Source organism: Pseudomonas sp. QTF5 (assembly GCF_000512695.2).
Classification (GTDB): domain Bacteria; phylum Pseudomonadota; class Gammaproteobacteria; order Pseudomonadales; family Pseudomonadaceae; genus Aquipseudomonas.
Window position 1 is genome coordinate 129,348 of the sequence record NZ_AZRW02000009.1, and the last position, 25,744, is coordinate 155,091.

The following is a 25,744-nucleotide window of genomic DNA, read 5'->3' on the forward strand; positions in this document are numbered from 1 at the left end:
CCTGTTGAACCTGATCTGCAAAACACCACAGTTCTAATGTGGGAGCGGGCTTGCTCGCGAAAGCGGTGTAGCAGTCAACACAGGTGTTGAATGTTACGGCCTCTTCGCGAGCAAGCCCGCTCCCACAGGTTCGCTGACACTGTAAGTATGGCTTACAGGATATAACGGGACAGGTCTTCGTTCTGCGCCAATTCGCCCAAGTGGCTGTTGACGTAATCGGCATCGATCAGGATAGGCTTGTCCTCGTGGGTGCTGGCCAGATCACCGGCGCTGAACGACACCTCTTCGAGCAGACGCTCGAGCAGGGTGTGCAGGCGACGGGCGCCAATGTTTTCGGTTTTCTCGTTGACCTGCCAGGCGATCTCGGCGAGACGCTTGATGCCGTCCGGCTGGAACTCGATGTTCAGGCCTTCGGTTTTCAGCAGTGCACAATACTGCTCGGTGAGTGAGGCATGTGGTTCGCTGAGGATGCGCTCGAAATCTTCCGGGCTCAGGGCCTTGAGCTCAACCCGAATTGGCAGACGACCTTGCAGCTCGGGCACCAGATCGCTCGGCTTGCTCAGGTGGAACGCACCGGAAGCGATGAACAGGATATGGTCGGTCTTGACCATGCCCAGTTTAGTGTTGACGGTGCAGCCTTCGATCAGCGGCAGCAAGTCGCGCTGTACGCCCTCGCGGGACACGTCGATGCCACCGGAATTGCCACGCTTGGCGACCTTGTCGATTTCGTCGATGAACACGATGCCGTGCTGCTCAACGGCTTCCAGGGCCTTGGCCTTCAATTCTTCTTCGTTGACCAGGCGACCGGCTTCTTCGTCGCGAACCAGTTTCAGCGCTTCCTTGACCTTGAGCTTGCGGTTTTTGCGCTTGCCCTTGCCCATGTTGGCGAACAGGCTCTGCAACTGGTTGGTCATTTCTTCCATGCCCGGTGGCGCGGAGATATCGACGCCGGACACTTCGGCCACTTCGATTTCGATCTCCTTGTCATCCAGCTGACCTTCACGCAGGCGTTTGCGGAATAGCTGACGGGTGTTGGAGTCGGCCGACGGTGCGGAGTCCTCGTTGCTGAAGCCCATGCGTGCCGGTGGCAGCAAAGCGTCGAGGATGCGTTCTTCGGCGGCGTCTTCGGCGCGGTGGCGAACCTTGGTCATTTCCTGTTCGCGCAGCAGTTTGATCGCGGCGTCGGCCAGATCACGAATGATCGATTCGACGTCGCGGCCGACGTAGCCCACTTCGGTGAACTTGGTTGCTTCGACTTTGATGAACGGCGCGTTGGCGAGCTTGGCCAGGCGACGGGCGATCTCGGTTTTACCGACACCGGTCGGGCCGATCATCAGGATGTTCTTGGGGGTGACTTCGACGCGCAGCTCTTCGGGCAGCTGCATCCGGCGCCAGCGGTTGCGCAAGGCGATGGCGACGGCGCGTTTGGCATCGTCCTGGCCAATGATATGGCGATTGAGTTCGTGGACGATTTCACGGGGGGTCATGGGCATAATAATTGGCGGTCCTCAAGCAAAAGTGAGCCGTGGCGCTAGGCCGAAACAGGCTTACTCAGCGAGGTCCTGCTCCTCGATGGTGAAGGTGTGGTTGGTGAATACGCAGATGTCGCCGGCGATGCCGAGCGCTGTTTCGACAATTTCCCGGGCCGACAAATCGGTTTTCTTCAACAGGGCACTCGCGGCAGCCTGGGCGTAGCCGCCGCCGGAACCCATGGCGATCAGGCCTTCTTCGGGCTCAACCACGTCACCGTTGCCGGTGATGATCAGGGAGGCATCTTTGTTGGCGACCGCGAGCATGGCTTCGAGGCGGCTGAGGGTGCGGTCGGTGCGCCATTCTTTGGCGAGTTCGACGGCGGCGCGAACCAGGTGGCCCTGATGTTTCTCGAGCTGGCCTTCGAAACGCTCGAAGAGGGTGAAGGCGTCAGCGGTGGCCCCGGCAAAACCGGCGATAACCTGGCCGTGGTACAGGCGGCGAACTTTCTTCGCGTTGCCTTTCATTACGGTATTGCCGAGCGAAACCTGGCCGTCGCCGCCCATGACGACTTTGCCGTGGCGGCGAACTGAAACGATGGTGGTCAAGGGAGAGTCTCCACGCAGCGGGGCGAAAATGCCTTCTGCCAACTCATATGGGGGTGGTGGAGCGTTTTTCAACTGTAGGACGCGGCGGGGGACGAGCGGTGTGGGGCAGGGATGGGGTGTTGTCTGATCGATCGTTCCCACGCAGAGCGTGGGAACGATCAGTGGAAGGTCAGCGACTCTGGCGTTGTTGTAACAGCAGGTTGCTGAAACCGCTGCCAGCCAGTTGTTTCTGGGCGGTGGTCAGCTGTTCGCGGTTGCTGAACGGGCCGACCAGCACCCGATACCAGGTCTCGTCCTTCACGGTGCCGGATTCAACCGCCACGGCCTGCCCCAGCAGGATGATCTGCGCACGCACCTTGTCGGCATCGGCTTCTTTGCGGAATGAGCCTGCCTGCAGGAAGAACTTGGTCACCGGCGCAGCTTTTGCCACGGGTGGCGCTGGCGGCGGGGTGATGCCGGCCAATGCCGCTTGAGCCCGGGCGGTGTCGATCTTCGCCGCTTCCGCAGGCGTCACCGGCGTGGTCGGAATGGCCGGCACTTGCGGCGTCGGCAGAGTTTTCTCCGGCACCGCGTCCGGCGGCACGATGACTTCCGATTCCGGCAGCAAGGTGTAGAAGTCGTACTTGGGCTTCACCGGTTGCGTCGGGCTCGGCGGGGTCTTGTTGGCCTCGGCGATCTTGGTGGCTTTCTGCTGCTCGATCTTCTCGCGCTTGACGGTATCGCTGCCCTTGCCCGGCTCCAGCTTCATCAGGAACACAATGAACGCGCCGACCGTCAGGCCGATGGCCATCCACAGCCAGCCCGGGATCGGTTGCTTTGCAGGAGCTTGGTAACGGCTGGCGCCACGCTTGGGTGCAGGTTTTTTCTTGGCAGCCAACTTACATACGCTCCAGAGTTTCCAGACCCAAGAGTTCCAGGCCTTGCTTGAGAGTGCGACCGGTCAGCGCGGCGAGGCGCAGACGGCTCTGCATTTGCGCCGGGGTGTCGGCGCCGAGGATCGGGCAGTTCTCGTAGAAGCTGGAGAACAGGCCGGCAACATCGTACAGGTAGGTGCACAGGATATGCGGCGTGCCTTTGTCGGACACGTTATTCAGGATTTCGCCGAACTGCGCCAGTTTCGCCGCCAGCTCATGTTCGTGTGCGGCTTCGAGGACGATCTGTCCTTCGACTTCGCTGAAATCCTTGCCGAGTTTGCGGAACACACCGGCCACGCGGGTGTAGGCGTACAGCAGGTATGGCGCGGTGTTGCCTTCGAAGTTCAGCATCAGGTCGAAGTTGAAGCTGTAGTCGCTGGTGCGGTGCTTGGACAGGTCGGCGTATTTCACGGCGCCGATGCCCACGACCTTGGCGATGTTGCGCAACTCGTCTTCGGCAAGCGTCGGGTTCTTCTCCTTCACCAGCGTGTAGGCGCGTTCCTGGGCTTCGGTCAGCAGGTCGATCAGCTTCACGGTGCCGCCGTCACGGGTCTTGAACGGACGGCCATCGGCGCCGTTCATGGTGCCGAAGCCCATGTGTTCCATTTCCATCGGGTGCGTCACGAAGCCGGCCAGGCGCGCGACCTGGAACACTTGCTGGAAGTGCAGGGCCTGGCGCTGGTCGACGAAGTACAACGCGCGATCAGCCTTGAGCTTGCCGCTACGGTAGCGCACGGCCGCGAGGTCGGTGGTGGCGTAGAGGTAGCCGCCGTCGGCCTTGACGATGATCACCGGCAGCGGTTCGCCATCAGCGGTCTTGAATTCGTCGAGGAACACGCACTGGGCGCCGTTGCTTTCGACCAGCAGGCCAGCGGCCTTGAGGTCGTTGACCACGTTGATCAGGTCGTCGTTATAGGCGCTTTCACCCATCACGTCGGCCATGGTCAGTTTGACGTTCAACAGTTCATAGATTTTCTGGCAGTGCGACAGCGAGATGTCTTTGAACTTGGTCCACAGCGCCAGGCAGTCTGGGTCGCCGGCTTGCAGCTTGACCACCAGGCCACGGGCGCGATCAGCGAACTCTGCGGATTCGTCGAAGCGTTGTTTGGCGGCGCGGTAGAAGTTTTCCAGGTCCGACAGCTCGTCGCTGGTGATCGGGTTTTCCTGCAGATAAGCCATCAGCATGCCGAACTGGGTGCCCCAGTCGCCCACGTGGTTCTGGCGGATCACTTCGTCACCGAGGAATTCCAGAACCCGGGCCACGCCATCGCCGATGATGGTCGAACGCAAGTGGCCGACGTGCATCTCTTTGGCCAGGTTCGGCGCCGACAGGTCTACCACGGTGCGCTGCACCGGGCCGGCTTTGCGCACGCCGATGTGGTCGTCGGCCAGCGCCGCGTCCAGGCGGGTCGCCAGGGCTTGGGTGTTCTGGAAGAAGTTCAGGAAGCCAGGGCCGGCGATTTCGGCTTTGGAGACGTTCTCGTCAGCCGGCAGCGCGGCGATGATTTTCTCGGCCAGGTCACGCGGCTTCATGCCCGCAGGCTTGGCCAGCATCATGGCGATGTTGCTGGCGAAGTCGCCGTTTTTCTTGTCGCGAGAGTTTTCCACCTGGATCGCCGGCGACAGGCCTTCAGGCAACACACCTTCGTTGACGAGTTGGGTGATGGCTTGTTGGATCAGCTGGCGAATGGTGTCTTTCATGGTGTTCTCTGTCGACCGCAAGCGCGGCGGCGCTTCGATGCGCTGGTGGAAAAACTGGGTATTATCCGTGGCGAAGACGGGCTTGCCAACTATAGCGGGCAGGTTATGGATATGTGGTGACAAATAGGGCCTCTTCGCGGGCAAGCCTCGCTCCTACGGGGATGCGTTTGACCACCGTAGGAGCGAGGCTTGCCCGCGAAGGCAATCTTCCAATCAATACAAATCGACCGGATCCACATCCAGCGACCAACGCACCGCCCGCCCGCTCGGCATCTGCTCCAAAACCAGCAACCAACTGCTTAGCAATCGATGCAGCGGTGCCCGGGCCGTCGCTTGCAGCAACAACTGCGCACGATAACGTCCGGCTCGGCGCTCCATCGGCGCAGGCACTGGCCCCAGCAACTCAATCCCGGTCAGATTTTGCTCGACCAGCAAACGCTCGGCCTCGCTGCACGCTTCATCGAGGAAGCCTTCAGCCTGCCCCGGTTTATGCGCTTCGGCCCGCAGCAGCGCGAGATGCGCAAACGGCGGCAAACCGGCCGCGCGACGCTCGCTCAACGCCTGTTCGGCAAAGGCGAAATAGCCCTGTTCGGTCAGTTGCACCAGCAGTGGATGATCCGCCAGGTGCGTCTGGATAATCACTTTGCCCGGCTCTTCGGCCCGGCCCGCGCGCCCGGCGACCTGGACAATCAACTGCGCCATGCGTTCGCTGGCGCGGAAATCACCAGAGAACAATCCGCCGTCGGCATCGAGAATCGACACCAGGGTCACCCGTGGAAAGTGGTGTCCTTTGGCAAGCATCTGCGTGCCGACCAGAATGCACGGCTGGCCTTTCTGAATGGTGGCGAACAGTTGATTCATCGCATCTTTGCGTGAAGTGCTGTCGCGGTCGACCCGCAATACCGGAACACCGGGAAACAGGATGCCCAGCCGCTCTTCGGCACGCTCGGTACCAGCACCCACGGGGCGCAAATCGACTTTGCCGCATTTCGGGCAATGGCGGGGCACCCGCTCGACTTCGCCGCAATGGTGACAACGCAGTTCGCCTGAGCGCTGGTGCACGGTCATCCGCGCATCGCAGCGCTTGCACTCGGACATCCAGCCGCAGTCGTGGCACAGCAGCGTTGGGGCGAACCCTCGGCGATTGAGGAACACCAGCACCTGCTGGCCGGCGGCCAGGGTCTGACCGATGGCTTGCTGCATCGGCCCGGAAATGCCGCTGTCCAGCGGGCGACTTTTCACGTCCAGGCGCAGGAAGCGCGGTTGCTTGGCGCCACCCGCCCGCTCATTCAGGCGTAAGAGGCCGTAACGACCGGTGTAGGCGTTTTGCAGGCTTTCCAGCGAAGGCGTGGCGGATCCGAGGACAATCGGGATGTTTTCCTGCCGGGCGCGGACCAGTGCCAGGTCGCGGGCGTGGTAACGCAGGCCTTCCTGCTGTTTATAGGAGCCGTCGTGCTCTTCATCAATGATGATCAGTCCGGGGTTCTTCATCGGCGTGAACAGTGCCGAACGGGTACCGATAATAATGTCGGCCTCGCCATCCCGCGCCGCCAGCCAGGCTTCCAGGCGTTCGCGGTCATTGACTGCGGAGTGGATCAGCGCGATGCGCGCATTGAAGCGCTGCTCGAAGCGCGCCAGGGTTTGCGGGCCGAGGTTGATCTCCGGGATCAGCACCAGGGCTTGCTTGCCGGCCTCGAGCGTTTCGCGGATCAGTTGTAAATAGACTTCGGTCTTGCCGCTGCCGGTGACGCCGGCCAGCAGGAACGCGTGATAACGGTCGAACCCGGAGCGAATCGCCTCGTAAGCGGCGCGCTGCTCCGGGTTGAGCGGCAATTCGGGTTGCGCCAGCCAGTGTTCGTGGCGCACTCCGGGCGCGTGCTTGCGGATGTCTACCTGCACCAGATCCTTGGCCAGCAACAGATCGAGGCTGTCCTTGCTCAGCATCAATTTGCTCAGCAGTTGATGAGCGACGCCGTGGGGATGCTGGGCCAGGGTCGCCAGGGCTTCACGCTGTCGCGGTGCGCGGGCAATGCGCGGATCATCGAGGCTGGCGCCGGGCGCGGCGGACCAAAAACGCTCCTGACGAGCTTCGGCCAGTTCACCCTGACGCAATAATACCGGCAGCGCCCAGCTCAACGTGTCGCCGAGGCTGTGCTGGTAATACTGGGAAGTCCATAGGCACAGCTTGAACAGCGCGGGCGGCAGTGGTGGTACGGCATCGAGCAGTGCCAGGGCCGGTTTGAGTTTTTCTGCCGGTACTTCGCTGGTGTCGGTGACCTCCACCAGAATCCCGATCATCTCTCGCCTGCCGAACGGCACCCGCAAGCGCATGCCAGGGTGTAGCTGGGCGCGCAGGACTCCGGCCGGCGCGCGGTAGTCGAACAGGCGACGCAGGGGAGAAGGCAGGGCGAGGCGCAAAATGGCGTTGGGCACGCGATTGTTTTCTCGATGAGAGGGCGATGAAGAAGGCCGGGAGCCTAGCAGACGACTGGTTTAAGCGACAGCTTGCGTGAATGGCATTGTCTGGTAGAATCCGCGGCCTAATTACGTGCGGTATTCAACAATGGTGTTGAGTGGCGGCACGCTAGCCTGAGGAATACATCATGAAAGCCGATATCCATCCAACATACGAAATCACCGCAGTTACCTGCAGCTGTGGCAACAAGTTCGAAACTCGTTCGAACCTGGCCAAGCCTCTGGCGATCGACGTATGCAACGAGTGCCACCCGTTCTACACCGGTAAGCAGAAGACTCTGGATACTGGCGGCCGTGTACAGCGCTTCGCAGACCGTTTCGGCGCTTTCGGCAAGAAAGCTCCAGCAGCTGCAGAGTAAGGTTGAAGGGCCCGATGGGCTTTTCCTTGCTGATGAAAAAGGCGTCCCTCGCGGGCGCCTTTTTTATGTCTGCGATTTGGCTTTCCGGTGCCCAGGCTTTCTGCCCGGCGCCGAGCGGGCTGACGTCGGTCGCGGTGCAGCGGGTGGTGGATGGCGACACCTTGCGCCTGCGCGATGGTCGCAGCGTGCGCATGATCGGTTTGAATACGCCTGAGCTGGGCAAGCAGGGCCGTTCCGACGAGCCGTTCGCCGTGGCCGCGCGCAAACGCCTTGAAGCGCTGGTGGCTGCCAGCGACGGGCAGGTCGGTTTGCTGCCGGGTAAAGAAAGCGAGGACCATTACGGTCGCACCCTGGCGCATGTCTACGGCGTCGATGGTGCCAACTTCGAAGCGCAAATGCTCGCCGAGGGCCTCGGTTTTCAGGTGGCGGTGGCGCCGAATGTCGATTTGGTCGCCTGTCAGCAAGCCGCGGAACGCAGTGCTCGTCAGGCCGGTCTCGGGTTGTGGCGACAATCACCTGTACTGAAAGCGGAGCAGATCAGCGCCTCCGGTTTCGCCATGCTCAGTGGTCGTGTGAGCAAGGTTCAGCGCAATCGCGGCGGGGTTTGGATCGAGTTGCAGGATTCGGTTGTATTGCGGGTTGCACCCAATCTGCTTGGTCAGTTCGATGTCGCGTCGCTTGAACAGCTCAAAGGCAAGCAAGTCGAGGCTCGAGGCTGGGTAGTGGATCGTTCGCGTCGCGGCGGACTGCAGCCGGGGCAGGCGCGCTGGCTTCTGCCGCTGACCGATCCGGCGATGTTGCAGGCGGCACCGTAAGAAAAAACTGTAGACATTTTTTATATTGATTGTGAACAGTCTATCCCTTGTGTTTCGTGGCTCTTGGCCCAAAGTCGTAGGGCCGGGCGCTTGACAGGGGTGACTGGTCAGTCTTGTGAGGACTTTGCGAGGCGAGTATCCTCGGCGGTCCGTCTGTCCAACAGTAAAAAGCGGAATGCCCATATGTCTGATTTGAAAACTGCCGCTCTCGAATATCACGCCCATCCCCGTCCAGGGAAGCTGAGTGTCGAGCTCACCAAGGCCACCGCTACCGCCCGCGATCTGTCGCTGGCCTACAGCCCCGGCGTAGCCGAACCAGTACGCGAAATCGCCCGCGATCCTGAACTGGCCTACAAATACACCGGCAAGGGCAACCTGGTTGCAGTCATTTCCGATGGCACCGCGATTCTCGGCCTGGGTAACCTCGGCCCATTGGCTTCCAAGCCGGTTATGGAAGGTAAAGGTGTACTGTTCAAGCGCTTCGCCGGCATCGACGTGTTCGACATCGAAGTCGACTCCGAAAGCCCGCAAGCCTTCATCGACACCGTCAAGCGTATCTCCATCACCTTCGGTGGCATCAACCTGGAAGACATCAAGGCACCTGAGTGCTTTGAGATCGAACGCGCTCTGATCGAGCAGTGCGACATTCCGGTATTCCACGATGACCAGCACGGCACCGCAATCGTTACTGCAGCCGGCATGATCAACGCCCTGGAAATCGCTGGCAAAACCCTGGCTGACGCCAAAATCGTCTGCCTGGGCGCCGGTGCTGCGGCCATCTCCTGCATGAAATTGCTGGTGAGCATGGGCGCCAACATCGAAAACATCTACATGGTTGACCGTACCGGCGTGATCCACTCCGGCCGTGACGACCTGAACCAGTACAAGGCTGTATTCGCTCACGCGACCGAGAAGCGCACCCTGGCTGACGCGCTGGAAGGCGCTGACGTGTTCGTTGGCCTGTCCGGTCCGAACCTGCTGAGTGCTGAAGGCCTGAAATCCATGGCGGCCAACCCGATCGTGTTCGCGTGCTCGAACCCGGATCCGGAAATCTCCCCGGAACTGGCTCACGCCACCCGTGACGACGTGATCATGGCCACCGGCCGTTCGGACTACCCGAACCAGGTCAACAACGTACTGGGCTTCCCGTTCATCTTCCGTGGTGCCCTGGACGTTCGCGCCAAGCGCATCAACGAAGAAATGAAAGTGGCGGCCGCCAACGCCCTGCGTGAACTGGCCAAGCTGCCAGTGCCTCAGGAAGTGTGCGACGCCTACGGCGGCATCAAGCTGGAATTCGGTCGTGAGTACATCATTCCGAAACCAATGGATGCCCGTCTGATCACCCTGATCTCCGATGCCGTGGCCAAAGCTGCGATCGAGACCGGTGTGGCGACCCTGCCGTATCCGAAGAACTACCCGCTGAAAAGCGTGGATGACGTTTTCAACGGCTAAGCCGTTGTAGCGCTTCAACCAAAAGCCCCGGCTCTAACGAGTCGGGGCTTTTTTTTCAGCAGATGATCGTTCCCACGCTCTGCGTGGGAATGCCTCAAGGGACGCTCCGCGTTCCAGCTCTAGAAAAGGGACGCGGAGCGTCCCGGGCTGCATTCCCACGCAGAGCGTAGGAACGATCGGCAGGCCAAAAAAAGCCCCGCACTTCTTTCGAGGGCGGGGCTTTTAGGTGTTGCTACACGATCAGAACAAATCGATCGGCGCCGCTTCATCCGCTGGCAGCGGGCTGCCCGGCACATTGCCGTTGCCCAGCTCGTTCGCCGACGGTGGCGTGTCTTCGGCCTTGAACAGTTCGAAGTAGGCGCCTGGCGTGCCAGGGGTGGCTGCACGGCCGCTGATCGGGTCGACACGCAGGCTGAGAATGCCTTCCGGCTCCGCCTGGGTGTGAGGCGGCTTGTCTTTAAGGGCCGCCGCCATGTAGTTCATCCAGATAGGCAAGGCAACGGTGCCGCCGAACTCGCGTTTACCCAGGCTTTCCGGTTGGTCGAAGCCAGTCCAGACGGTGGTTACGTAATCGGCGTTATAGCCGGAGAACCAGGCGTCCTTGGATTCGTTGGTGGTGCCGGTCTTGCCTGCGATGTCGCTGCGACCCAGGGCCAGCGCACGGCGGCCGGTGCCGAGTTTGATCACATCCTCAAGCATGCTGTTGAGGATGTAGGTGGTGCGCCCATCGACGATACGGTCGGCCACGGCTGGCGTTTGTGGCACTGGCTGGGCGCTCGGCGCTTCGCCTGGAGTGGCATTGACCGTGAAGGTGTTGGAGGCCGGCACAGCGATGCCATCGCTGGCTACGGCGCCTTTCGGAACACTCGGCGGGTTGGCGACGAATAGCGTGTCGCCGTTGCGGCTTTCGATTTTATCGATGATGTATGGGGTGATCTTGTAGCCGCCGTTAGCGAATGTAGCCCAGCCAGTGGCGATCTCCATGGGGGTCAAAGTCGCGGTGCCCAGCGCCAGGGACAGGTTGCGCGGCAGATCCTGTTTGTTGAAGCCGAACTTGCTGATGTAGTCGATGGTGCGGTCGACACCCAGCGCTTGGAGCAGGCGGATCGATACCAGGTTGCGCGACTTATAGAGCGCTTCACGCATGCGGATCGGGCCGAGGAAGGTGTTGGTGTCGTTCTTCGGACGCCAGACCTTGTCCAGGTATTCGTCTACGAACACGATCGGTGCGTCGTTCACCAGGCTGGCGGCGGTGTAGCCGTTGTCCAGGGCGGCGCTGTAGACGAACGGCTTGAAGCTCGAACCCGGCTGACGCTTGGCCTGCATGGCGCGGTTGTAATTGCTCTGCTCGAAGGCGAAACCGCCGACCAGCGAACGAATGGCGCCGTTCTGCGGGTCGAGGGAAACCAGTGCGCCCTGGGCCTGTGGAATCTGGCTGAATTTGAGTGAATTGTCTGGTTGACGCTGTACGCGAATCAGATCACCGACCTGCGCGACCTCCGACGGCTGCTTCGGATTGGCGCCCATGCTGTTGGTGTTCAGGAACGGACGAGCCCACTTCATGGTGTCCCAGGCGACGTGCTCTTCGCCAGTACCCGTGCGGGTCAACACCTGTACGCCGTTCTTGTCGACCTGGGTCACGATCGCCGGTTCCAGGCCGCTGATGATTCGCTGTTTGGTCAACTCCTGAGTCCAGGCCTCTCGGGTTTTACCCGGCAGGCGTGACTCGGGGCCGCGATAACCGTGCCGTTGGTCGTAGGTCATCAAGCCTTCGTGAACCGCGGTGTTGGCCATCTCCTGCAAATTGCTCGGCACTGTGGTGGTGACACGGAAACCTTCGGTGTACGCATCGCTGCCATAGCGGCCGACCATTTCGGCACGGGCCATTTCGGCGACGTACGGTGCGTTCACTTCCGGGGTCGGCACATGGTAGCTGGCGTTCAGCGGCTCATTGATCGCGGTTGTGTAGTCGGCTTCGGTGATCTTGCCGAGCTTGTACATGCGCCCCAGGATCCAGTCGCGACGCTCCTTGCTGCGGGCCGGGTTGGCCAGCGGGTTGAAGCGTGACGGGGCTTTTGGCAGGCCGGCGATCATCGCCATCTGCGCCAGGCTGACGTCACGAATCGACTTGCCGTAATAGACCTGTGCCGCCGCCTCGATGCCATAGGCGCGGTTGCCCAGATAGATCTTGTTGACGTACAGCTCGAGGATCTCGTCCTTGGTCAACTGCCGTTCGATCTGCAGGGCCAGGAGGATTTCGGTGGTTTTGCGCGAGAAGCTGCGTTCGCTGGTCAGAAAGAAGTTTTTCGCCACCTGCATGGTGATGGTGCTGCCGCCGGACTGAATGTGTCCGCTCTTAATCAACTGCGTGGCGGCACGCATCAGGCTGCTGGGATCGACGCCGTAGTGGTTGGCGAAATTGTCGTCTTCAGCACTTAGTAACGCATTAATGAAATTGGGGGGAATGTCGGCGAAACGGATTGGCGTACGGCGCATTTCGCCAAATTCTGCGATCAACTTGTTGTCGCTGCTGTACACCCGCAAAGGAATCTGCAACTGAATGCTTCTCAGCGCCTCCACGGATGGCAATCCAGGGCTAAGGTAAAGAAAAGCGCCGCTCAGACCCAGGAGCAGTCCGCAGAAAACGGCGACGATGGACCAACCGAAAAATTTCAGCAGACGAATCAAGGCTTTTGGATATCCAGGGCAAAAAATGAATTAGGCATCAGGGTTCAGGCTATACAGAGAATGACCCGCGCTTGCAGTGAAAGCGGAAAAACGCTCGGCATTATAAGCATTTTTCCGTCGGGAGCGTCATTTGCGCTTCTGTCAAGACGGGGGGTATTGAACGCAATGGATATTACAGAGTCCGTAACTCACGGATAGTCATAGGGAATTGGTAGTGCTAGGACTCTTCAATAAAAAAGCCAATTCGCTTCTGGGGATCGACATCAGCTCCACGTCGGTGAAGCTATTGGAGCTAAGTCGCCAGGGCGACCGCTATCGGGTTGAGGCCTATGCGGTCGAACCGCTGCCCGCCAGTGCCGTGGTCGAGAAAAATATCGCCGAGCTCGAAGGCGTGGGGCAGGCTCTTGCGCGGGTGCTATCCAAGGCCAAAACCAGCCTCAGGAACGTTGCCGTGGCTGTGGCCGGTTCGGCGGTAATCACCAAGACCATCGAGATGGACGCCGGTCTTTCCGACGACGAGATGGAAAACCAGCTGAAGATCGAGGCTGATCAGTACATTCCTTATCCACTGGACGAAGTGGCGATCGACTTTGAGGTGCAGGGCGTGTCGGCGCGCAACCCCGAGCGGGTCAATGTGCTGCTGGCGGCGTGTCGCAAGGAAAACGTTGAAGTCCGTGAAGCGGCCCTGGCCTTGGCCGGGCTAACTGCGCGAGTGGTCGATGTCGAAGCCTATGCCCTGGAGCGATCGTTCGGCCTGCTGGCAACCCAGTTGGCCGCTTCTCAGGAGCGGCTGACCGTGGCGGTGGTCGACATCGGTGCCACCATGACCACCCTGAGCGTGCTGCACAACGGGCGGATCATCTACACCCGCGAACAATTGTTCGGCGGCCGTCAACTGACGGAAGAGATCCAGCGTCGTTATGGCCTGACGGTCGAACAGGCGGGGCTGGCGAAGAAACAGGGCGGTTTGCCGGACGATTACGCCAGCGAGGTCTTGCAGCCGTTTCGTGACGCGCTGGTGCAACAGGTGTCGCGTTCGTTGCAGTTTTTCTTTGCCTCCGGTCAGTACAACTCGGTCGATCACATCCTCCTGGCCGGCGGCACCGCCTCGGTCCCCGGACTGGATCGGTTGATCGAGCAGCGACTGGGTACGCCGACCCAGGTCGCCAATCCATTCTCCGACATGACCCTGAGCAGCAAGGTCAACGCCGGTGCCCTGGCGAGCGATGCCCCGGCACTGATGATCGCCTGCGGGCTGGCCCTCAGGAGTTTCGACTGATGGCGCGGATCAATCTTTTACCCTGGCGTGAAGAGTTGCGCGAAGGGCGTCGCAAACGCTTTTTGCTGGCGTTGGTTGGTGTGCTGGTGGGGTCAGTGGGCGCGCTGCTGATTGCGGACCAGGTCATTAACGGCGCCATTAATCGGCAAGTCGCCCGTAACGATTACATCGGCAAGCAGATTGCGGTGGTCGACGAGCGGATCAAACAGATCAGCGACCTGAAGGCCCGTCGACAGCAACTCGTGGAGCGCATGCGCATTATTCAGGACCTGCAGGGCAACCGGCCGATCAGCGGGAGAATTTTCGATCAGTTGGCGCGGACGTTGCCGGACGGAGTTTATTTCACCGAGGTGAAAATGGTCGGCAAAACCGTGTCCATCACCGGCGCGGCGGAGTCCAACAATCGTGTTTCGGATCTGATGCGCAATCTTGATGCGTCCGACTGGTTCGATGCGCCCAATCTCACGGAAGTCAAAGCGACTACCGCCGGTCAGCTGGATCAGGCCAATGTTTTTCAATTGACCGTCCGTCAGACTCAGCCCGCCGTTGTGGGGGTCGCTAAATGAGACTGTCCGAATGGTTCGAAGGGTTGCGCCAGATCGACATCAACGATCTGGACACCAACAACATGGGGTCCTGGCCTCCAGCGATCAAGGTCCTGGCGAGCGTCCTGCTGATGGTTCTGGTGCTGGCCCTGGGCTACAGCTTCTTGATCAGCGACCTGCAAAATCACCTGGAACTCAGGCGCGAGGAAGAGTCGACGCTCAGGGAGCAATTCGCGACCAAAGCCCATATGGCGGCGAATCTGGAGCTGTATACCCAGCAGATGAAGGAAATGGAGAACTCCTTCGGCATGCTATTACGGCAATTGCCCAGCGACACCGAAGTGCCCGGCCTGCTGGAAGACATTACCCGTACCGGTCTGGGCAGTGGCCTGGAGTTCGAAGAAATCAAGCTCCTCCCGGAGGTCACCCAGCAGTTCTACATCGAGCTTCCTATCCAGATCACCGTCACTGGCGCCTATCACGATCTGGCCACTTTCGTCAGCGGCGTGGCCGGGCTGCCGCGGATCGTCACCCTGCATGACTTCGACCTGGCGCCGGCCAATCCCGACGGCGGTCCGAAGTTGCGCATGAGCATCCTTGCCAAGACCTATCGCTACAACGACAAGGGGTTGCAGAAATGAACCCGATTCGTTGCCTGTCGATGGTTATGTGCCTGGTCATCCTGGCCGGTTGTGGCGGCGACAATGATTTCAGCGACCTGGATGCCTATTTGAACGAAGTGCGCCTGCGTGCGCCCGGCAAGATTGAACCAACGCCGACATTCCGGTCTTACCCCACATTCACCTACAACGCTGCCAACCTGCGTAGCCCGTTCTCCCGGCAGGTCAGAGTCGATCTGGCCGGGCAGAAGCACGGCTCGCGTAACGTCAAACCCGACCCCAACCGGGTCAAGCAGTACCTCGAAGGTTTCAACATCGAGCAATTTGAAATGGTCGGCACGATCTCCAATTCGAATGGCTCCTTTGCGCTGCTGCGCGGGGCGGGCGGCGTGCACCGGCTGAAAGTCGGCGATTACCTGGGGCGTAGCGATGGACGGATCGTCGCCATCAGCGGTTCGCAAGTCGACGTGGTCGAAATCGTTCCCGATGGCGAAGGTGCCTGGCTGGAACGGCCGCGAACCATCCCTTTGAAAGAGCACTCATAGTGGAACTCGAATAATGAACAGGATTTTCTCAACCTTCGGTATTTCGCTATGGATAGCGTTTCTGTCGCCGATGGTACAGGCGGCCAACCTCAAAGCGCTGGATGTCGCCGCGCTGCCCGGTGACCGTGTCGAGTTGAAGTTGTCGTTCGATGGGCCACCGCCGCAGCCCCACGGTTACACGACTGAGCAGCCTGCGCGGATTGCGCTGGATCTGCCGGGGGTCACCAGTCAGCTGGCGAACAAGAATCGGGACCTGGGTGGCGGCAATGCCCGCAGCGCCACGGTGGTTGAGGCAAAGGACCGCACACGGCTGATCATCAGCCTGACTCAATTAACCCCGTACAACGCACGCGTCGAAGGCAACACTCTGTTCGTGGTCGTCGGGCAAGAGGCCGGTAACAAGGCATCCAAACCGATCACCCCCGCACCGCGGGCAGCCACTGCGACGCCAGTGCCTGCCAGGGTCAATGCGCCCGTGGGCAAAGCCATCCGGGGCGTGGATTTCCAGCGCGGCACTCAGGGTGAGGGCAATGTGGTCATCGATCTGTCGGATCCGTCCATCGCCCCGGACATTCAGGAGCACGATGGCAAGATCATCGTCGGCTTCACCAGGACTCAACTGCCTGAGCGGTTGCGTGTGCGCCTCGACGTCAAGGATTTCGCCACGCCGGTGCAGTTCGTCAACGCCAGCGCCACGGGCGACCGGGCCATTATCAGTATCGAGCCCAGCGGTGCCTTCGATTATTCGACCTATCAGACCGACAACAAACTGACCGTCAGCATCCGTCCGATGACTGTCGATGACTTGCACAAGCGCAACGCCGAACGCTTTGCCTACACTGGCGAAAAACTCTCGCTGAATTTTCAGGACATCGATGTGCGCTCGGTGCTGCAACTGATCGCCGATTTCACCAACCTCAATCTGGTGGCCAGCGACACGGTGCAGGGCGGCATCACGTTGCGTCTGCAGAATGTGCCGTGGGATCAGGCGCTGGACCTGGTGTTGAAAACCAAAGGTCTGGATAAACGCAAGATTGGAAACGTGCTACTGGTGGCGCCGGCCGATGAAATCGCTGCTCGAGAACGCCAGGAACTGGAGTCGCAGAAGCAGATCGCTGAACTGGCGCCTCTGCGTCGCGAGCTGTTGCAGGTCAACTACGCCAAAGCCGCCGATATCGCCAAGCTGTTCCAGTCGGTGACCAGCGCCGAGGCGAAAATCGACGAGCGAGGGTCAATCACTGTCGATGAGCGAACCAACAACATCATTGCTTACCAGACCCAGGATCGGCTCGACGAACTGCGTCGCATCGTCGCGCAGCTGGATATTCCGGTGCGTCAGGTAATGATTGAGGCGCGCATCGTCGAGGCCAATGTCGATTACGACAAAAGCCTTGGCGTACGCTGGGGTGGTTCGGTGCAGAAGGGTAACTGGAACACGTCCGGGGTCAACGGCTCTTCGACCACCATTGGTACGCCGGGCAGCACCAGTACCAATTCGCCGTTCGTTGACCTGGGGACCTCTGCCAATACCTCGGGAATTGGCATCGCCTTCATTACCGACAATGTGCTGCTGGACCTTGAGCTTTCGGCCATGGAGAAAACCGGCAACGGGGAAATCGTCTCGCAGCCCAAGGTGGTCACGTCCGACAAGGAAACTGCGAAAATCCTCAAGGGCACCGAGATTCCCTATCAGGAAGCCAGCTCCAGCGGCGCTACCTCGGTGTCGTTCAAGGAGGCCTCGCTGTCCCTTGAAGTGACGCCGCAGATCACTCCAGACAACCGCATCATCATGGAGGTCAAAGTCACCAAGGACGAACCGGACTACCTGAACAAAGTGCAGGACGTGCCGCCGATAAAGAAAAACGAGGTCAACGCCAAGGTCCTGGTCAACGATGGCGAGACCATCGTTATTGGTGGTGTTTTCTCAAATACTCAGAGCAAGGTTGTAGATAAGGTGCCATTTCTCGGTGATGTGCCGTATCTTGGCCGCCTTTTCCGGCGTGACGTGGTCTCGGAGAAAAAATCCGAGCTGCTGGTGTTTCTCACTCCGCGTATCATGAACAATCAGGCGATTGCTGTGAGTCATTGATTCTGTGCGAAATTTGATTCTTGTTGGACCGATGGGGGCTGGAAAAAGCACCATCGGCCGGTTGCTGGCCAAAGAGCTGCGCCTGCCGTTCAAAGATTCCGATAAGGAAATTGAATTGCGCACGGGCGCCAATATTCCGTGGATTTTCGATAAGGAAGGCGAACCGGGCTTTCGTGACCGCGAAGAGGCGATGATTGCCGAACTGTGCGCGTTCGACGGCGTAGTGTTGGCGACCGGTGGCGGAGCGGTCATGCGCGAAGCCAATCGGCGGGCGCTGCACGCCGGTGGTCGGGTGGTGTATCTGCATGCGTCTGTCGAGCAGCAGGTCGGCCGAACGGCTCGCGACCGCAATCGGCCATTGTTGCGCACTGCCGATCCAGCCAAGACCCTGCGGGACTTGCTGGCGATCCGTGATCCGCTATATCGGGAAATCGCCGACCTGGTGGTGGAAACCGATGAGCGGCCACCGCGGATGGTGGTGCTCGACATCCTTGAACGCTTGCAGCAGCTACCTCCACGTTAATGCGCGGCGCGAAATGCGCTATCCTCGGCGTCCTGTCGCGGCCATTCAAGGTTATGGCGGCTGGCTACCGAACGGCGTCACACCAGCAGACGTCGTGGAATTCGTTAACTCAAGGCAGGGATGCCTGATTCCATCTTCACTGTGGGGACACATGCAGACACTCAAGGTCGATCTAGGCGAGCGCAGCTACCCGATTCATATTGGCGAAGGTTTGTTGGATCAGCCTGAGCTGCTGGCCCCGCATATTCGCGGGCGGCAGGTGGCGATCATCTCCAACGAGACCGTCGCGCCGCTCTACCTCGAGCGTCTGACCCGCAGTCTTGCGCAGTTCTCGGTAATTTCCGTGGTGCTGCCCGAGGGCGAAGCCTTCAAGACCTGGGAAACCCTGCAACTGATTTTCGACGGCCTGCTGACTGCCCGGCACGATCGCCGCACTACGGTAATCGCCCTGGGTGGCGGCGTGATCGGTGACATGGCCGGTTTTGCGGCCGCCTGCTACCAGCGTGGCGTCGATTTCATCCAGGTGCCGACCACGTTGTTGTCGCAAGTCGACTCCTCGGTGGGCGGCAAGACCGGGATCAATCACCCGCTGGGCAAGAACATGGTCGGCGCCTTCTATCAGCCCAACGTGGTGCTGATCGATACCGCCACCCTCAACACCCTGCCGCCCCGCGAACTGTCCGCCGGGCTGGCGGAAGTCATCAAATACGGGCTGATCTGCGACGAGCCATTTTTGACCTGGCTCGAAGAAAACGTCGATCGCCTGCGAGCGCTGGACCAGGTCGCCCTGACTTACGCCATCGAACGCTCCTGCGCGGCCAAGGCTGCGGTGGTCGGTGCCGACGAAAAAGAGACGGGCGTGCGTGCCACGTTGAATCTGGGCCATACCTTCGGCCACGCGATCGAAACTCACATGGGCTATGGTGTCTGGCTTCATGGTGAAGCAGTCGCTGCTGGCACCGTAATGGCTTTGGAGATGTCCGCGCGCCTGGGCTGGATCAGCGAACAGGAGCGTGATCGCGGTATTCGCCTGTTCCAGCGTGCCGGCCTGCCGGTCATTCCGCCGGAAGAGATGACCGAAGCCGATTTTCTCGAACACATGGCAATTGACAAGAAAGTGATCGACGGTCGTTTGCGCCTGGTGCTGCTGCGCCACATGGGCGAAGCAGCGGTGACCGACGATTATCCGAAAGAGATTTTACAGGCCACGCTAGGGGCGGATTACCGCGCCCTGGCTCAGCTTAAAGGTTAATAAGATCCCGATGACTAGTTTGCATGCCGACGAGGCTTTCCTCGGCCATTACCAGTTAAGTCATGACCCTTTCGCTCCACGGGTGCCTGGCTTCAAATTTTTCCCGGCCCAGCGCAAACCGGTGCTGGGGCAACTGCATCATCTGGCCCGTTACAGCCAGTTGTTGCTGGTAGTCACTGGCCCCCAAGGCAGCGGCAAAACCCTGTTGCGTCAGGCCCTGGTGGCCAGCACCAACAAACAGTCAGTGCAGAGCGTGGTGGTTTCCGCCCGTGGCGCCGGCGATGCGGCTGGTGTGCTGCGTCAGGTGGCTCAGGCGCTGAACGTCGAACAGGCCGAAATCGGCGCCATTCTGGCCCAGGTGGTACAGCTTGCCCTCACGGGGCAGGAAGTCTATTTGCTGGTGGATGATGCCGAGCAACTCGACGAGTCCGCTCTGGAGGCCTTGCTGGCTTTGGCCGCGGGTGCGCCGGAAGGTCGCCCGCACGTGTTCCTGTTCGGCGAGTCCTCGCTGATTGCTCAGCTTGACGCGTTGAGCCTCGAGGAAGAGCGTTTCCACGTCATCGAATTGCAGCCTTACACCGAAGAAGAAACCCGCGAATATCTGGACCAGCGTCTTGAAGGTGCCGGCCGGGGTATCGAACTTTTTACCGCGGATCAGATCTCTGATATTCACGAAAGCTCCGACGGTTGGCCTGGCACCATCAACCAGGTTGCCCGCGATGCGATGATCGAAGCCATGATTGCCAGCCGCTCAGCGGTGAAGCGTCCAAGTATGGGGTTCAACATGCCGAAGAAACACGTATTGGCGATTTCCGCCGTTGTCGTGGTCGCGGTAGCCGCCGCCTGGTTGATGCCGGGTCGCAGCAAAGCACCGACCACCGGCGCGCCTGCCAACGAACAGGCGCAACTGCCGCTGGGTCAGGGCACGCCGCAACCTAACGGCGGCGCACCGGCCGTCGAATTCGCCGGTAACTCGCAACCGATGCCATTGCCGTTGGTCGGCAACTCGCAACCGGTCATGCGTGGTCCGTTGGCTGAAGCCGCCGGCGGTATCACCGAAGGCGACGACGGCGTGCCGGTCGAAGGTTCCAGCGCTACACCGCCAACCGTGACCACCATTGCGCCGCCTGCCGGCATCCAGCCGGGCCCGGCGCCAACGCCTGTCGCCAAACCGGTTCCGGCGCCGACCCAGGTCGCGACCGCCAAACCGGCACCTGCACCTGTTGTCAAACCGGTTCCAGCTCCCGCCAAGCCGGCCGCCGCCGTCAAACCTGTCGAGAAGCCAGTCACCGTGGCCAAAGCCGCCGGTGGTAGCTGGTACGCAGGCCAGGCGCCGGGTAACTACGTGGTGCAAATCCTTGGTACCAGCTCCGAATCGGCCGCGCAAAGCTTCGTCAAGGAGCAGGGTGGCGAGTACCGTTACTTCAAGAAAGTGCTCAACGGCAAGCCGCTTTACGTCATCACCTACGGTAACTTCGCCAACCGCGATGCAGCCGTTACCGCCATCAAGGCCTTGCCAGCGAAGGTTCAGGCTGGTAAACCTTGGCCTCGCACTGTCGCCAGCGTCCAACAGGAACTGGCAACAACTCGCTGAAGATTCGGCGGCCTTACCCAGGCCGCCTCTCCAAGCACCTCAAATTTCTGCAAGTGCGCGCTGCCCGCAAGGGCGCGTGCCTTGTGGTGTCTGCGTCACAGTAGTCTTTGAGTCGCTGCGGTCAAAATTAAAAAAGTTTTGACTAGCACAGCATATCGCTTTAAACCTTTCACAAACGCGACATGGATTTGCGATATTTCGTCGTCAAATTTGTGAGCCTCTGTGTCGGTGTGTACAATGACCTCCCTTTTGCCCCCGCAAAGCTGGCGTACGTTCGGTGTGGACGGTAACTGGTTGAATTAAAAAGAAATTTGCCTCGACAAGAGGCAGCCTGGTGAGAAAGTGTCTATGAAAGCAGGTCTGTACCAACCAGATGAATTCAAGGATAACTGCGGTTTCGGCCTGATAGCTCATATGCAGGGCGAGCCCAGTCATACCCTTTTGCAAACGGCCATTGAGGCCCTGACCTGCATGACCCACCGCGGTGGGATCAACGCCGACGGCAAGACCGGTGACGGTTGCGGTCTGCTGATTCAAAAGCCGGATGTATTCCTGCGGGCCATCGCCCAGGAAACCTTCGGCGTCGAAATGCCCAAGCAATACGCCGTGGGCATGGTTTTCTTCAACCAGGATCCGGTCAAGGCCGAAGCCGCTCGCGAGAACATGAACCGCGAGATTCTGGCGGTCGGCTTGCAGTTAATTGGCTGGCGCAAAGTGCCGATCGATACCAGTGTCCTCGGCCGTCTGGCCCTCGAGCGCCTGCCGCAGATCGAACAAGTGTTCATCGGTGGTGAAGGCCTGAGCGATCAGGACATGGCGATCAAGTTGTTCAGCGCCCGGCGTCGTTCGTCCGTGACCAACGCCGCCGATGTCGATCACTACATCTGCAGCTTTTCCCACAAGACCATCATTTATAAAGGCCTGATGATGCCGGCGGATTTGACCGCCTTCTATCCGGACCTCAGTGATGAGCGCCTGCAAACCTCGATCTGCGTGTTCCACCAGCGCTTTTCGACCAATACCCTGCCGAAATGGCCGCTGGCTCAGCCATTCCGCTTCCTCGCCCACAACGGCGAGATCAACACCATCACCGGCAACCGTAATTGGGCAGTGGCCCGTCGCACCAAGTTCGCCAACGATCTGATGGATCTGGAAGAGCTCGGCCCACTGGTCAACCGCGTCGGTTCCGACTCCTCGAGCATGGACAACATGCTCGAACTGATGGTCACCGGCGGCATCGACCTGTTTCGTGGCGTGCGGATGATCATTCCGCCTGCGTGGCAGAACGTCGAAACCATGGACCCGGATCTGCGGGCGTTCTACGAATACAACTCGATGCACATGGAACCGTGGGACGGCCCGGCCGGCGTGGTCATGACCGACGGTCGCTACGCGGTGTGCCTGCTCGACCGTAACGGTCTGCGTCCGGCGCGTTGGGTCACCACCAAGAACGGCTTCATTACCCTGGCCTCGGAAATCGGCGTCTGGAACTACCAGCCTGAAGACGTGATCGCCAAGGGCCGTGTAGGCCCGGGGCAAATCTTCGCGGTGGATACCGAGACCGGTCAGATCCTCGACACCGACGCCATCGACAACCGCCTGAAGTCCCGTCATCCGTACAAGCAATGGCTGCGCAAGAATGCCCTGCGCATCCAGGCGACCATGGAAGACAACGACCACGGTTCGGCGTTCTACGACGTCGACCAGCTCAAGCAATACATGAAGATGTACCAGGTCACGTTCGAAGAACGCGACCAGGTGCTGCGTCCACTGGGCGAACAGGGCTACGAAGCCGTGGGCTCGATGGGCGACGATACGCCGATGGCCGTGCTGTCCCAGCGCGTGCGCACGCCGTACGACTATTTCCGTCAGCAGTTCGCACAGGTCACCAACCCGCCGATCGACCCGCTGCGCGAAGCCATCGTCATGTCGCTGGAAGTCTGCCTCGGTGCCGAGCGCAACATCTTCCAGGAGTCGCCGGAACACGCCTCGCGCGTGATCCTCAGCTCGCCGGTCATTTCCCCGGCCAAGTGGCGCTCGCTGATGAACCTCGATCGTCCGGGCTTCGAACGCCAGATCATCGACCTCAACTACGATGAAAGCGTCGGCCTCGAAGCGGCGATCCGCAACGTTGCCGATCAGGCTGAAGAAGCCGTTCGCGCCGGTCGCACCCAAATCGTGCTGAGCGACCGTCACATCGCCCCGGGAAAATTGCCGATCCACGCTTCGCTCGCCACCGGCGCGGTACACCACCGCCTGACCGAAAAAGGCCTGCGTTGCGACTCCAATATCCTGGTGGAAACCGCCACTGCTCGCGACCCGCATCACTTCGCCGTGCTGATCGGTTTCGGCGCTTCGGCGGTCTATCCGTTCCTGGCTTATGAAGTGCTGGGCGACCTGATCCGCACCGGCGAAGTGCTGGGCGACCTCTATGAGGTGTTCAAGAACTACCGCAAAGGCATCACCAAAGGCCTGCTCAAGATCCTCTCGAAGATGGGCATCTCGACCGTAACTTCATACCGCGGTGCGCAGCTGTTCGAAGCCATCGGTCTGTCCGAAGAAGTCTGCGAACTGAGCTTCCGTGGCGTGCCAAGCCGCATCAAGGGCGCGCGTTTCGTCGACATCGAAGCCGAGCAGAAAGCCCTGGCGGCCGAAGCCTGGAGCCCGCGCAAGCCGATCCAGCAAGGCGGCCTGCTGAAGTTCGTCCACGGTGGCGAATACCACGCCTACAACCCGGACGTGGTCAGCACCTTGCAGGCCGCTGTGCAGCAGGGCGACTACAGCAAGTTCAAGGAATACACGGCGCTGGTGGACAACCGTCCGGTGTCGATGATCCGCGACATGTTCAAGGTCAAAACCCTTGAGCAGCCGCTGGATATCAGCGAAGTCGAACCGCTGGAATCGGTTCTCAAGCGTTTCGACTCCGCCGGGATCTCCCTGGGCGCCTTGTCGCCAGAAGCCCACGAAGCCCTGGCCGAAGCCATGAATCGCCTGGGTGCGCGCTCCAACTCCGGCGAAGGCGGCGAAGACCCGGCGCGCTACGGCACCATCAAGAGCTCGAAAATCAAACAAGTTGCGACTGGCCGTTTCGGGGTCACCCCGGAATACCTGGTCAACGCCGAAGTGCTGCAGATCAAGGTCGCCCAAGGCGCCAAGCCGGGCGAAGGTGGTCAGCTGCCGGGCGGCAAGGTCAACGGTCTGATCGCCAAACTGCGTTACGCAGTGCCGGGCGTGACCCTGATCTCGCCTCCGCCGCACCACGACATCTATTCGATCGAAGACTTGTCGCAGCTGATTTTCGACCTGAAACAAGTCAACCCGAAGGCGCTGGTCTCAGTGAAGCTGGTGGCAGAAGCAGGCGTCGGCACCATCGCTGCCGGTGTGGCCAAGGCCTACGCGGACTTGATCACCATTTCCGGCTACGACGGCGGTACCGGTGCATCGCCACTGACCTCGATCAAGTACGCGGGCGCACCGTGGGAACTCGGCCTGGCCGAAACCCACCAGACCCTGCGCGGCAACGACTTGCGCGGCAAGGTTCGTGTACAGACTGACGGCGGCCTGAAAACCGGCCTCGACGTGATCAAGGCAGCGATTCTCGGCGCTGAAAGCTTCGGCTTCGGCACCGCGCCAATGATCGCCCTGGGTTGCAAATACCTGCGTATTTGCCACCTGAACAACTGCGCCACCGGCGTCGCGACTCAGAACGAGAAGCTGCGCAAGGATCACTACATCGGTACCGTCGACATGGTGGTGAATTTCTTCACCTACGTCGCCGAAGAAACCCGTGAGTGGCTGGCCAAGCTGGGCGTGCGCTCCCTCGAAGAGCTGATCGGCCGTACCGATCTGCTGGAAATCCTCGAAGGCCAGACCGCCAAGCAAAACCACCTGGACCTGACCCCGTTGCTGGGCAGCGATCACATCCCGGCAGACAAGCCTCAGTTCTGCCAGGTCGACCGCAACCCGCCGTTCGACAAAGGCCTGCTGGCCGAGAAAATGGTCGACCTGGCCACCTCGGCCATCAACGACATGAGCGGCGCCGATTTTGCCCTGGATATCTGCAACTGCGACCGTTCCATCGGCGCGCGGATCTCCGGTGAAATTGCTCGCAAGCATGGCAACCAGGGCATGGCCAACGCGCCGATCACCTTCCGCTTCAAAGGCACTGCCGGTCAGAGCTTTGGTGTGTGGAACGCCGGCGGCCTGAACATGTACCTGGAAGGCGACGCCAACGACTATGTCGGCAAGGGCATGACCGGCGGCAAGCTGGTCATCGTTCCGCCCAAGGGCAGCATCTACAAGACTCAAGACAGCGCCATTATCGGCAACACCTGCCTGTATGGCGCCACCGGGGGCAAGCTGTTCGCCGCCGGTACCGCGGGCGAGCGTTTCGCGGTGCGTAACTCCGGTGCTCACACTGTCGTGGAAGGCACTGGCGATCACTGCTGCGAGTACATGACCGGTGGTTTCGTCTGCGTTTTGGGCAAGACCGGTTACAACTTCGGCTCAGGCATGACCGGCGGTTTCGCCTACGTGCTCGACCAGGACAACACCTTCGTTGACCGGGTCAATCACGAACTGGTGGAAATCCAGCGGATCAGCGGTGAGGCGATGGAAGCCTATCGCAGCCACCTGCAACGCGTGCTGAACGAATACGTCGAGGAAACCGACAGCGAGTGGGGTCGTGAACTCGCCGAGAATCTCGATGACTATGTGCGCCGTTTCTGGCTGGTCAAGCCAAAGGCTGCCAACCTGAAATCGTTGCTTTCCAGCACCCGTGCCAACCCGCAGTGATATGCGCCTGAAGAGTTTGAT

At 60.3% G+C, this 25,744-nt stretch carries 18 protein-coding genes; 12 read left to right on the forward strand and 6 right to left on the reverse strand.

Going from position 1 to position 25,744, the window contains the following annotated elements; all coding sequences use genetic code 11:
- Window positions 1-152: 152 nt before the first annotated feature.
- From hslU to IC37_RS10035, 5 genes are all read right to left on the reverse strand, one after another.
- Entirely contained in the window at window positions 153-1,493 is a 1,341-nt protein-coding gene (gene hslU / locus IC37_RS10015; protein ID WP_030129224.1) for an ATP-dependent protease ATPase subunit HslU, read from the reverse strand.
- A 54-nt stretch (window positions 1,494-1,547) separates the two neighbouring features.
- Complete coding sequence (hslV, locus tag IC37_RS10020; RefSeq protein ID WP_030129223.1) at window positions 1,548-2,078, reverse strand: ATP-dependent protease subunit HslV; 531 nt, start codon at window positions 2,076-2,078, stop codon at window positions 1,548-1,550.
- A gap of 169 nt (window positions 2,079-2,247) precedes the next feature.
- Window positions 2,248-2,955, reverse strand: coding sequence for an SPOR domain-containing protein (locus IC37_RS10025; protein ID WP_030129222.1), 708 nt, complete (start codon window positions 2,953-2,955; stop codon window positions 2,248-2,250).
- Between the two features lies 1 nt (window position 2,956).
- Window positions 2,957-4,693: an arginine--tRNA ligase gene (gene argS / locus IC37_RS10030; RefSeq protein ID WP_030129221.1), complete on the reverse strand. Its 1,737-nt coding sequence runs from the start codon at window positions 4,691-4,693 to the stop codon at window positions 2,957-2,959.
- A 213-nt stretch (window positions 4,694-4,906) separates the two neighbouring features.
- Entirely contained in the window at window positions 4,907-7,126 is a 2,220-nt protein-coding gene (locus tag IC37_RS10035; protein ID WP_030129220.1) for a primosomal protein N', read from the reverse strand.
- A gap of 170 nt (window positions 7,127-7,296) precedes the next feature.
- Between IC37_RS10035 and rpmE the strand changes: the two genes are divergently transcribed.
- The 3 genes from rpmE (at window position 7,297) to IC37_RS10050 (ending at window position 9,794) form a co-directional block, all read left to right on the forward strand.
- Complete coding sequence (gene rpmE / locus IC37_RS10040) at window positions 7,297-7,527, forward strand: 50S ribosomal protein L31 (RefSeq protein WP_007899231.1); 231 nt, start codon at window positions 7,297-7,299, stop codon at window positions 7,525-7,527.
- Window positions 7,528-7,541: 14 nt separating this feature from the next.
- A complete protein-coding gene (locus tag IC37_RS10045; protein WP_030129219.1) occupies window positions 7,542-8,342 on the forward strand; it encodes a thermonuclease family protein in 801 nt (266 codons plus the stop codon).
- A 183-nt stretch (window positions 8,343-8,525) separates the two neighbouring features.
- Complete coding sequence (locus IC37_RS10050; RefSeq protein WP_030129218.1) at window positions 8,526-9,794, forward strand: malic enzyme-like NAD(P)-binding protein; 1,269 nt, start codon at window positions 8,526-8,528, stop codon at window positions 9,792-9,794.
- Between the two features lie 240 nt (window positions 9,795-10,034).
- On the opposite strand, the gene IC37_RS10055 is transcribed toward IC37_RS10050, so the two are convergent.
- A complete protein-coding gene (locus IC37_RS10055) occupies window positions 10,035-12,479 on the reverse strand; it encodes a penicillin-binding protein 1A (protein ID WP_371916319.1) in 2,445 nt (814 codons plus the stop codon).
- Between the two features lie 217 nt (window positions 12,480-12,696).
- On the opposite strand from IC37_RS10055, the gene IC37_RS10060 reads away from it, so the two are divergent.
- The 9 genes from IC37_RS10060 to gltB all read left to right on the forward strand — a co-directional run bounded on the left by IC37_RS10060 (window position 12,697) and on the right by gltB (window position 25,723).
- Entirely contained in the window at window positions 12,697-13,761 is a 1,065-nt protein-coding gene (locus IC37_RS10060; RefSeq protein WP_030129216.1) for a pilus assembly protein PilM, read from the forward strand.
- A complete protein-coding gene (locus tag IC37_RS10065) occupies window positions 13,761-14,327 on the forward strand; it encodes a PilN domain-containing protein (protein WP_030129215.1) in 567 nt (188 codons plus the stop codon). Before IC37_RS10060 ends, IC37_RS10065 begins: the two co-directional genes overlap by 1 nt.
- Window positions 14,324-14,947 (forward strand): type 4a pilus biogenesis protein PilO, encoded by a 624-nt coding sequence (pilO, locus tag IC37_RS10070; RefSeq protein ID WP_030129214.1) that lies wholly within the window; start codon window positions 14,324-14,326, stop codon window positions 14,945-14,947. The genes IC37_RS10065 and pilO overlap by 4 nt, the downstream gene beginning before the upstream one ends.
- Window positions 14,944-15,471 (forward strand): pilus assembly protein PilP, encoded by a 528-nt coding sequence (locus IC37_RS10075; protein WP_030129213.1) that lies wholly within the window; start codon window positions 14,944-14,946, stop codon window positions 15,469-15,471. Before pilO ends, IC37_RS10075 begins: the two co-directional genes overlap by 4 nt.
- Before the next feature lie 13 nt (window positions 15,472-15,484).
- Window positions 15,485-17,560 carry a type IV pilus secretin PilQ gene (gene pilQ / locus IC37_RS10080; RefSeq protein ID WP_030129212.1) on the forward strand — a complete coding sequence of 692 codons (2,076 nt, stop codon included), beginning with the start codon at window positions 15,485-15,487 and terminating at the stop codon, window positions 17,558-17,560.
- A gap of 4 nt (window positions 17,561-17,564) precedes the next feature.
- Complete coding sequence (gene aroK, locus IC37_RS10085; RefSeq protein WP_033864863.1) at window positions 17,565-18,083, forward strand: shikimate kinase AroK; 519 nt, start codon at window positions 17,565-17,567, stop codon at window positions 18,081-18,083.
- Between the two features lie 151 nt (window positions 18,084-18,234).
- On the forward strand, window positions 18,235-19,335 hold the full coding sequence (gene aroB / locus IC37_RS10090; RefSeq protein ID WP_030129210.1) for a 3-dehydroquinate synthase: 1,101 nt from the start codon (window positions 18,235-18,237) through the stop codon (window positions 19,333-19,335).
- Window positions 19,336-19,345: 10 nt separating this feature from the next.
- Entirely contained in the window at window positions 19,346-20,929 is a 1,584-nt protein-coding gene (locus tag IC37_RS10095) for an SPOR domain-containing protein (RefSeq protein WP_030129209.1), read from the forward strand.
- Between the two features lie 348 nt (window positions 20,930-21,277).
- Window positions 21,278-25,723 carry a glutamate synthase large subunit gene (gene gltB, locus IC37_RS10105; RefSeq protein ID WP_030129208.1) on the forward strand — a complete coding sequence of 1,482 codons (4,446 nt, stop codon included), beginning with the start codon at window positions 21,278-21,280 and terminating at the stop codon, window positions 25,721-25,723.
- Window positions 25,724-25,744 lie beyond the last annotated feature (21 nt).

Coding starts and splice junctions, on each gene's coding strand:
- hslU (WP_030129224.1), bottom strand. CDS start 1,493: ATGCCCATGACCCCCCGTGAAATCGTCCACGAACTCAATCGCCATATC.
- argS (WP_030129221.1), bottom strand. CDS start 4,693: ATGAAAGACACCATTCGCCAGCTGATCCAACAAGCCATCACCCAACTC.
- rpmE (WP_007899231.1), top strand. CDS start 7,297: ATGAAAGCCGATATCCATCCAACATACGAAATCACCGCAGTTACCTGC.
- IC37_RS10045 (WP_030129219.1), top strand. CDS start 7,542: ATGGGCTTTTCCTTGCTGATGAAAAAGGCGTCCCTCGCGGGCGCCTTT.
- IC37_RS10050 (WP_030129218.1), top strand. CDS start 8,526: ATGTCTGATTTGAAAACTGCCGCTCTCGAATATCACGCCCATCCCCGT.
- IC37_RS10065 (WP_030129215.1), top strand. CDS start 13,761: ATGGCGCGGATCAATCTTTTACCCTGGCGTGAAGAGTTGCGCGAAGGG.
- pilO (WP_030129214.1), top strand. CDS start 14,324: ATGAGACTGTCCGAATGGTTCGAAGGGTTGCGCCAGATCGACATCAAC.
- IC37_RS10075 (WP_030129213.1), top strand. CDS start 14,944: ATGAACCCGATTCGTTGCCTGTCGATGGTTATGTGCCTGGTCATCCTG.
- pilQ (WP_030129212.1), top strand. CDS start 15,485: ATGAACAGGATTTTCTCAACCTTCGGTATTTCGCTATGGATAGCGTTT.
- aroB (WP_030129210.1), top strand. CDS start 18,235: ATGCAGACACTCAAGGTCGATCTAGGCGAGCGCAGCTACCCGATTCAT.
- IC37_RS10095 (WP_030129209.1), top strand. CDS start 19,346: ATGACTAGTTTGCATGCCGACGAGGCTTTCCTCGGCCATTACCAGTTA.
- gltB (WP_030129208.1), top strand. CDS start 21,278: ATGAAAGCAGGTCTGTACCAACCAGATGAATTCAAGGATAACTGCGGT.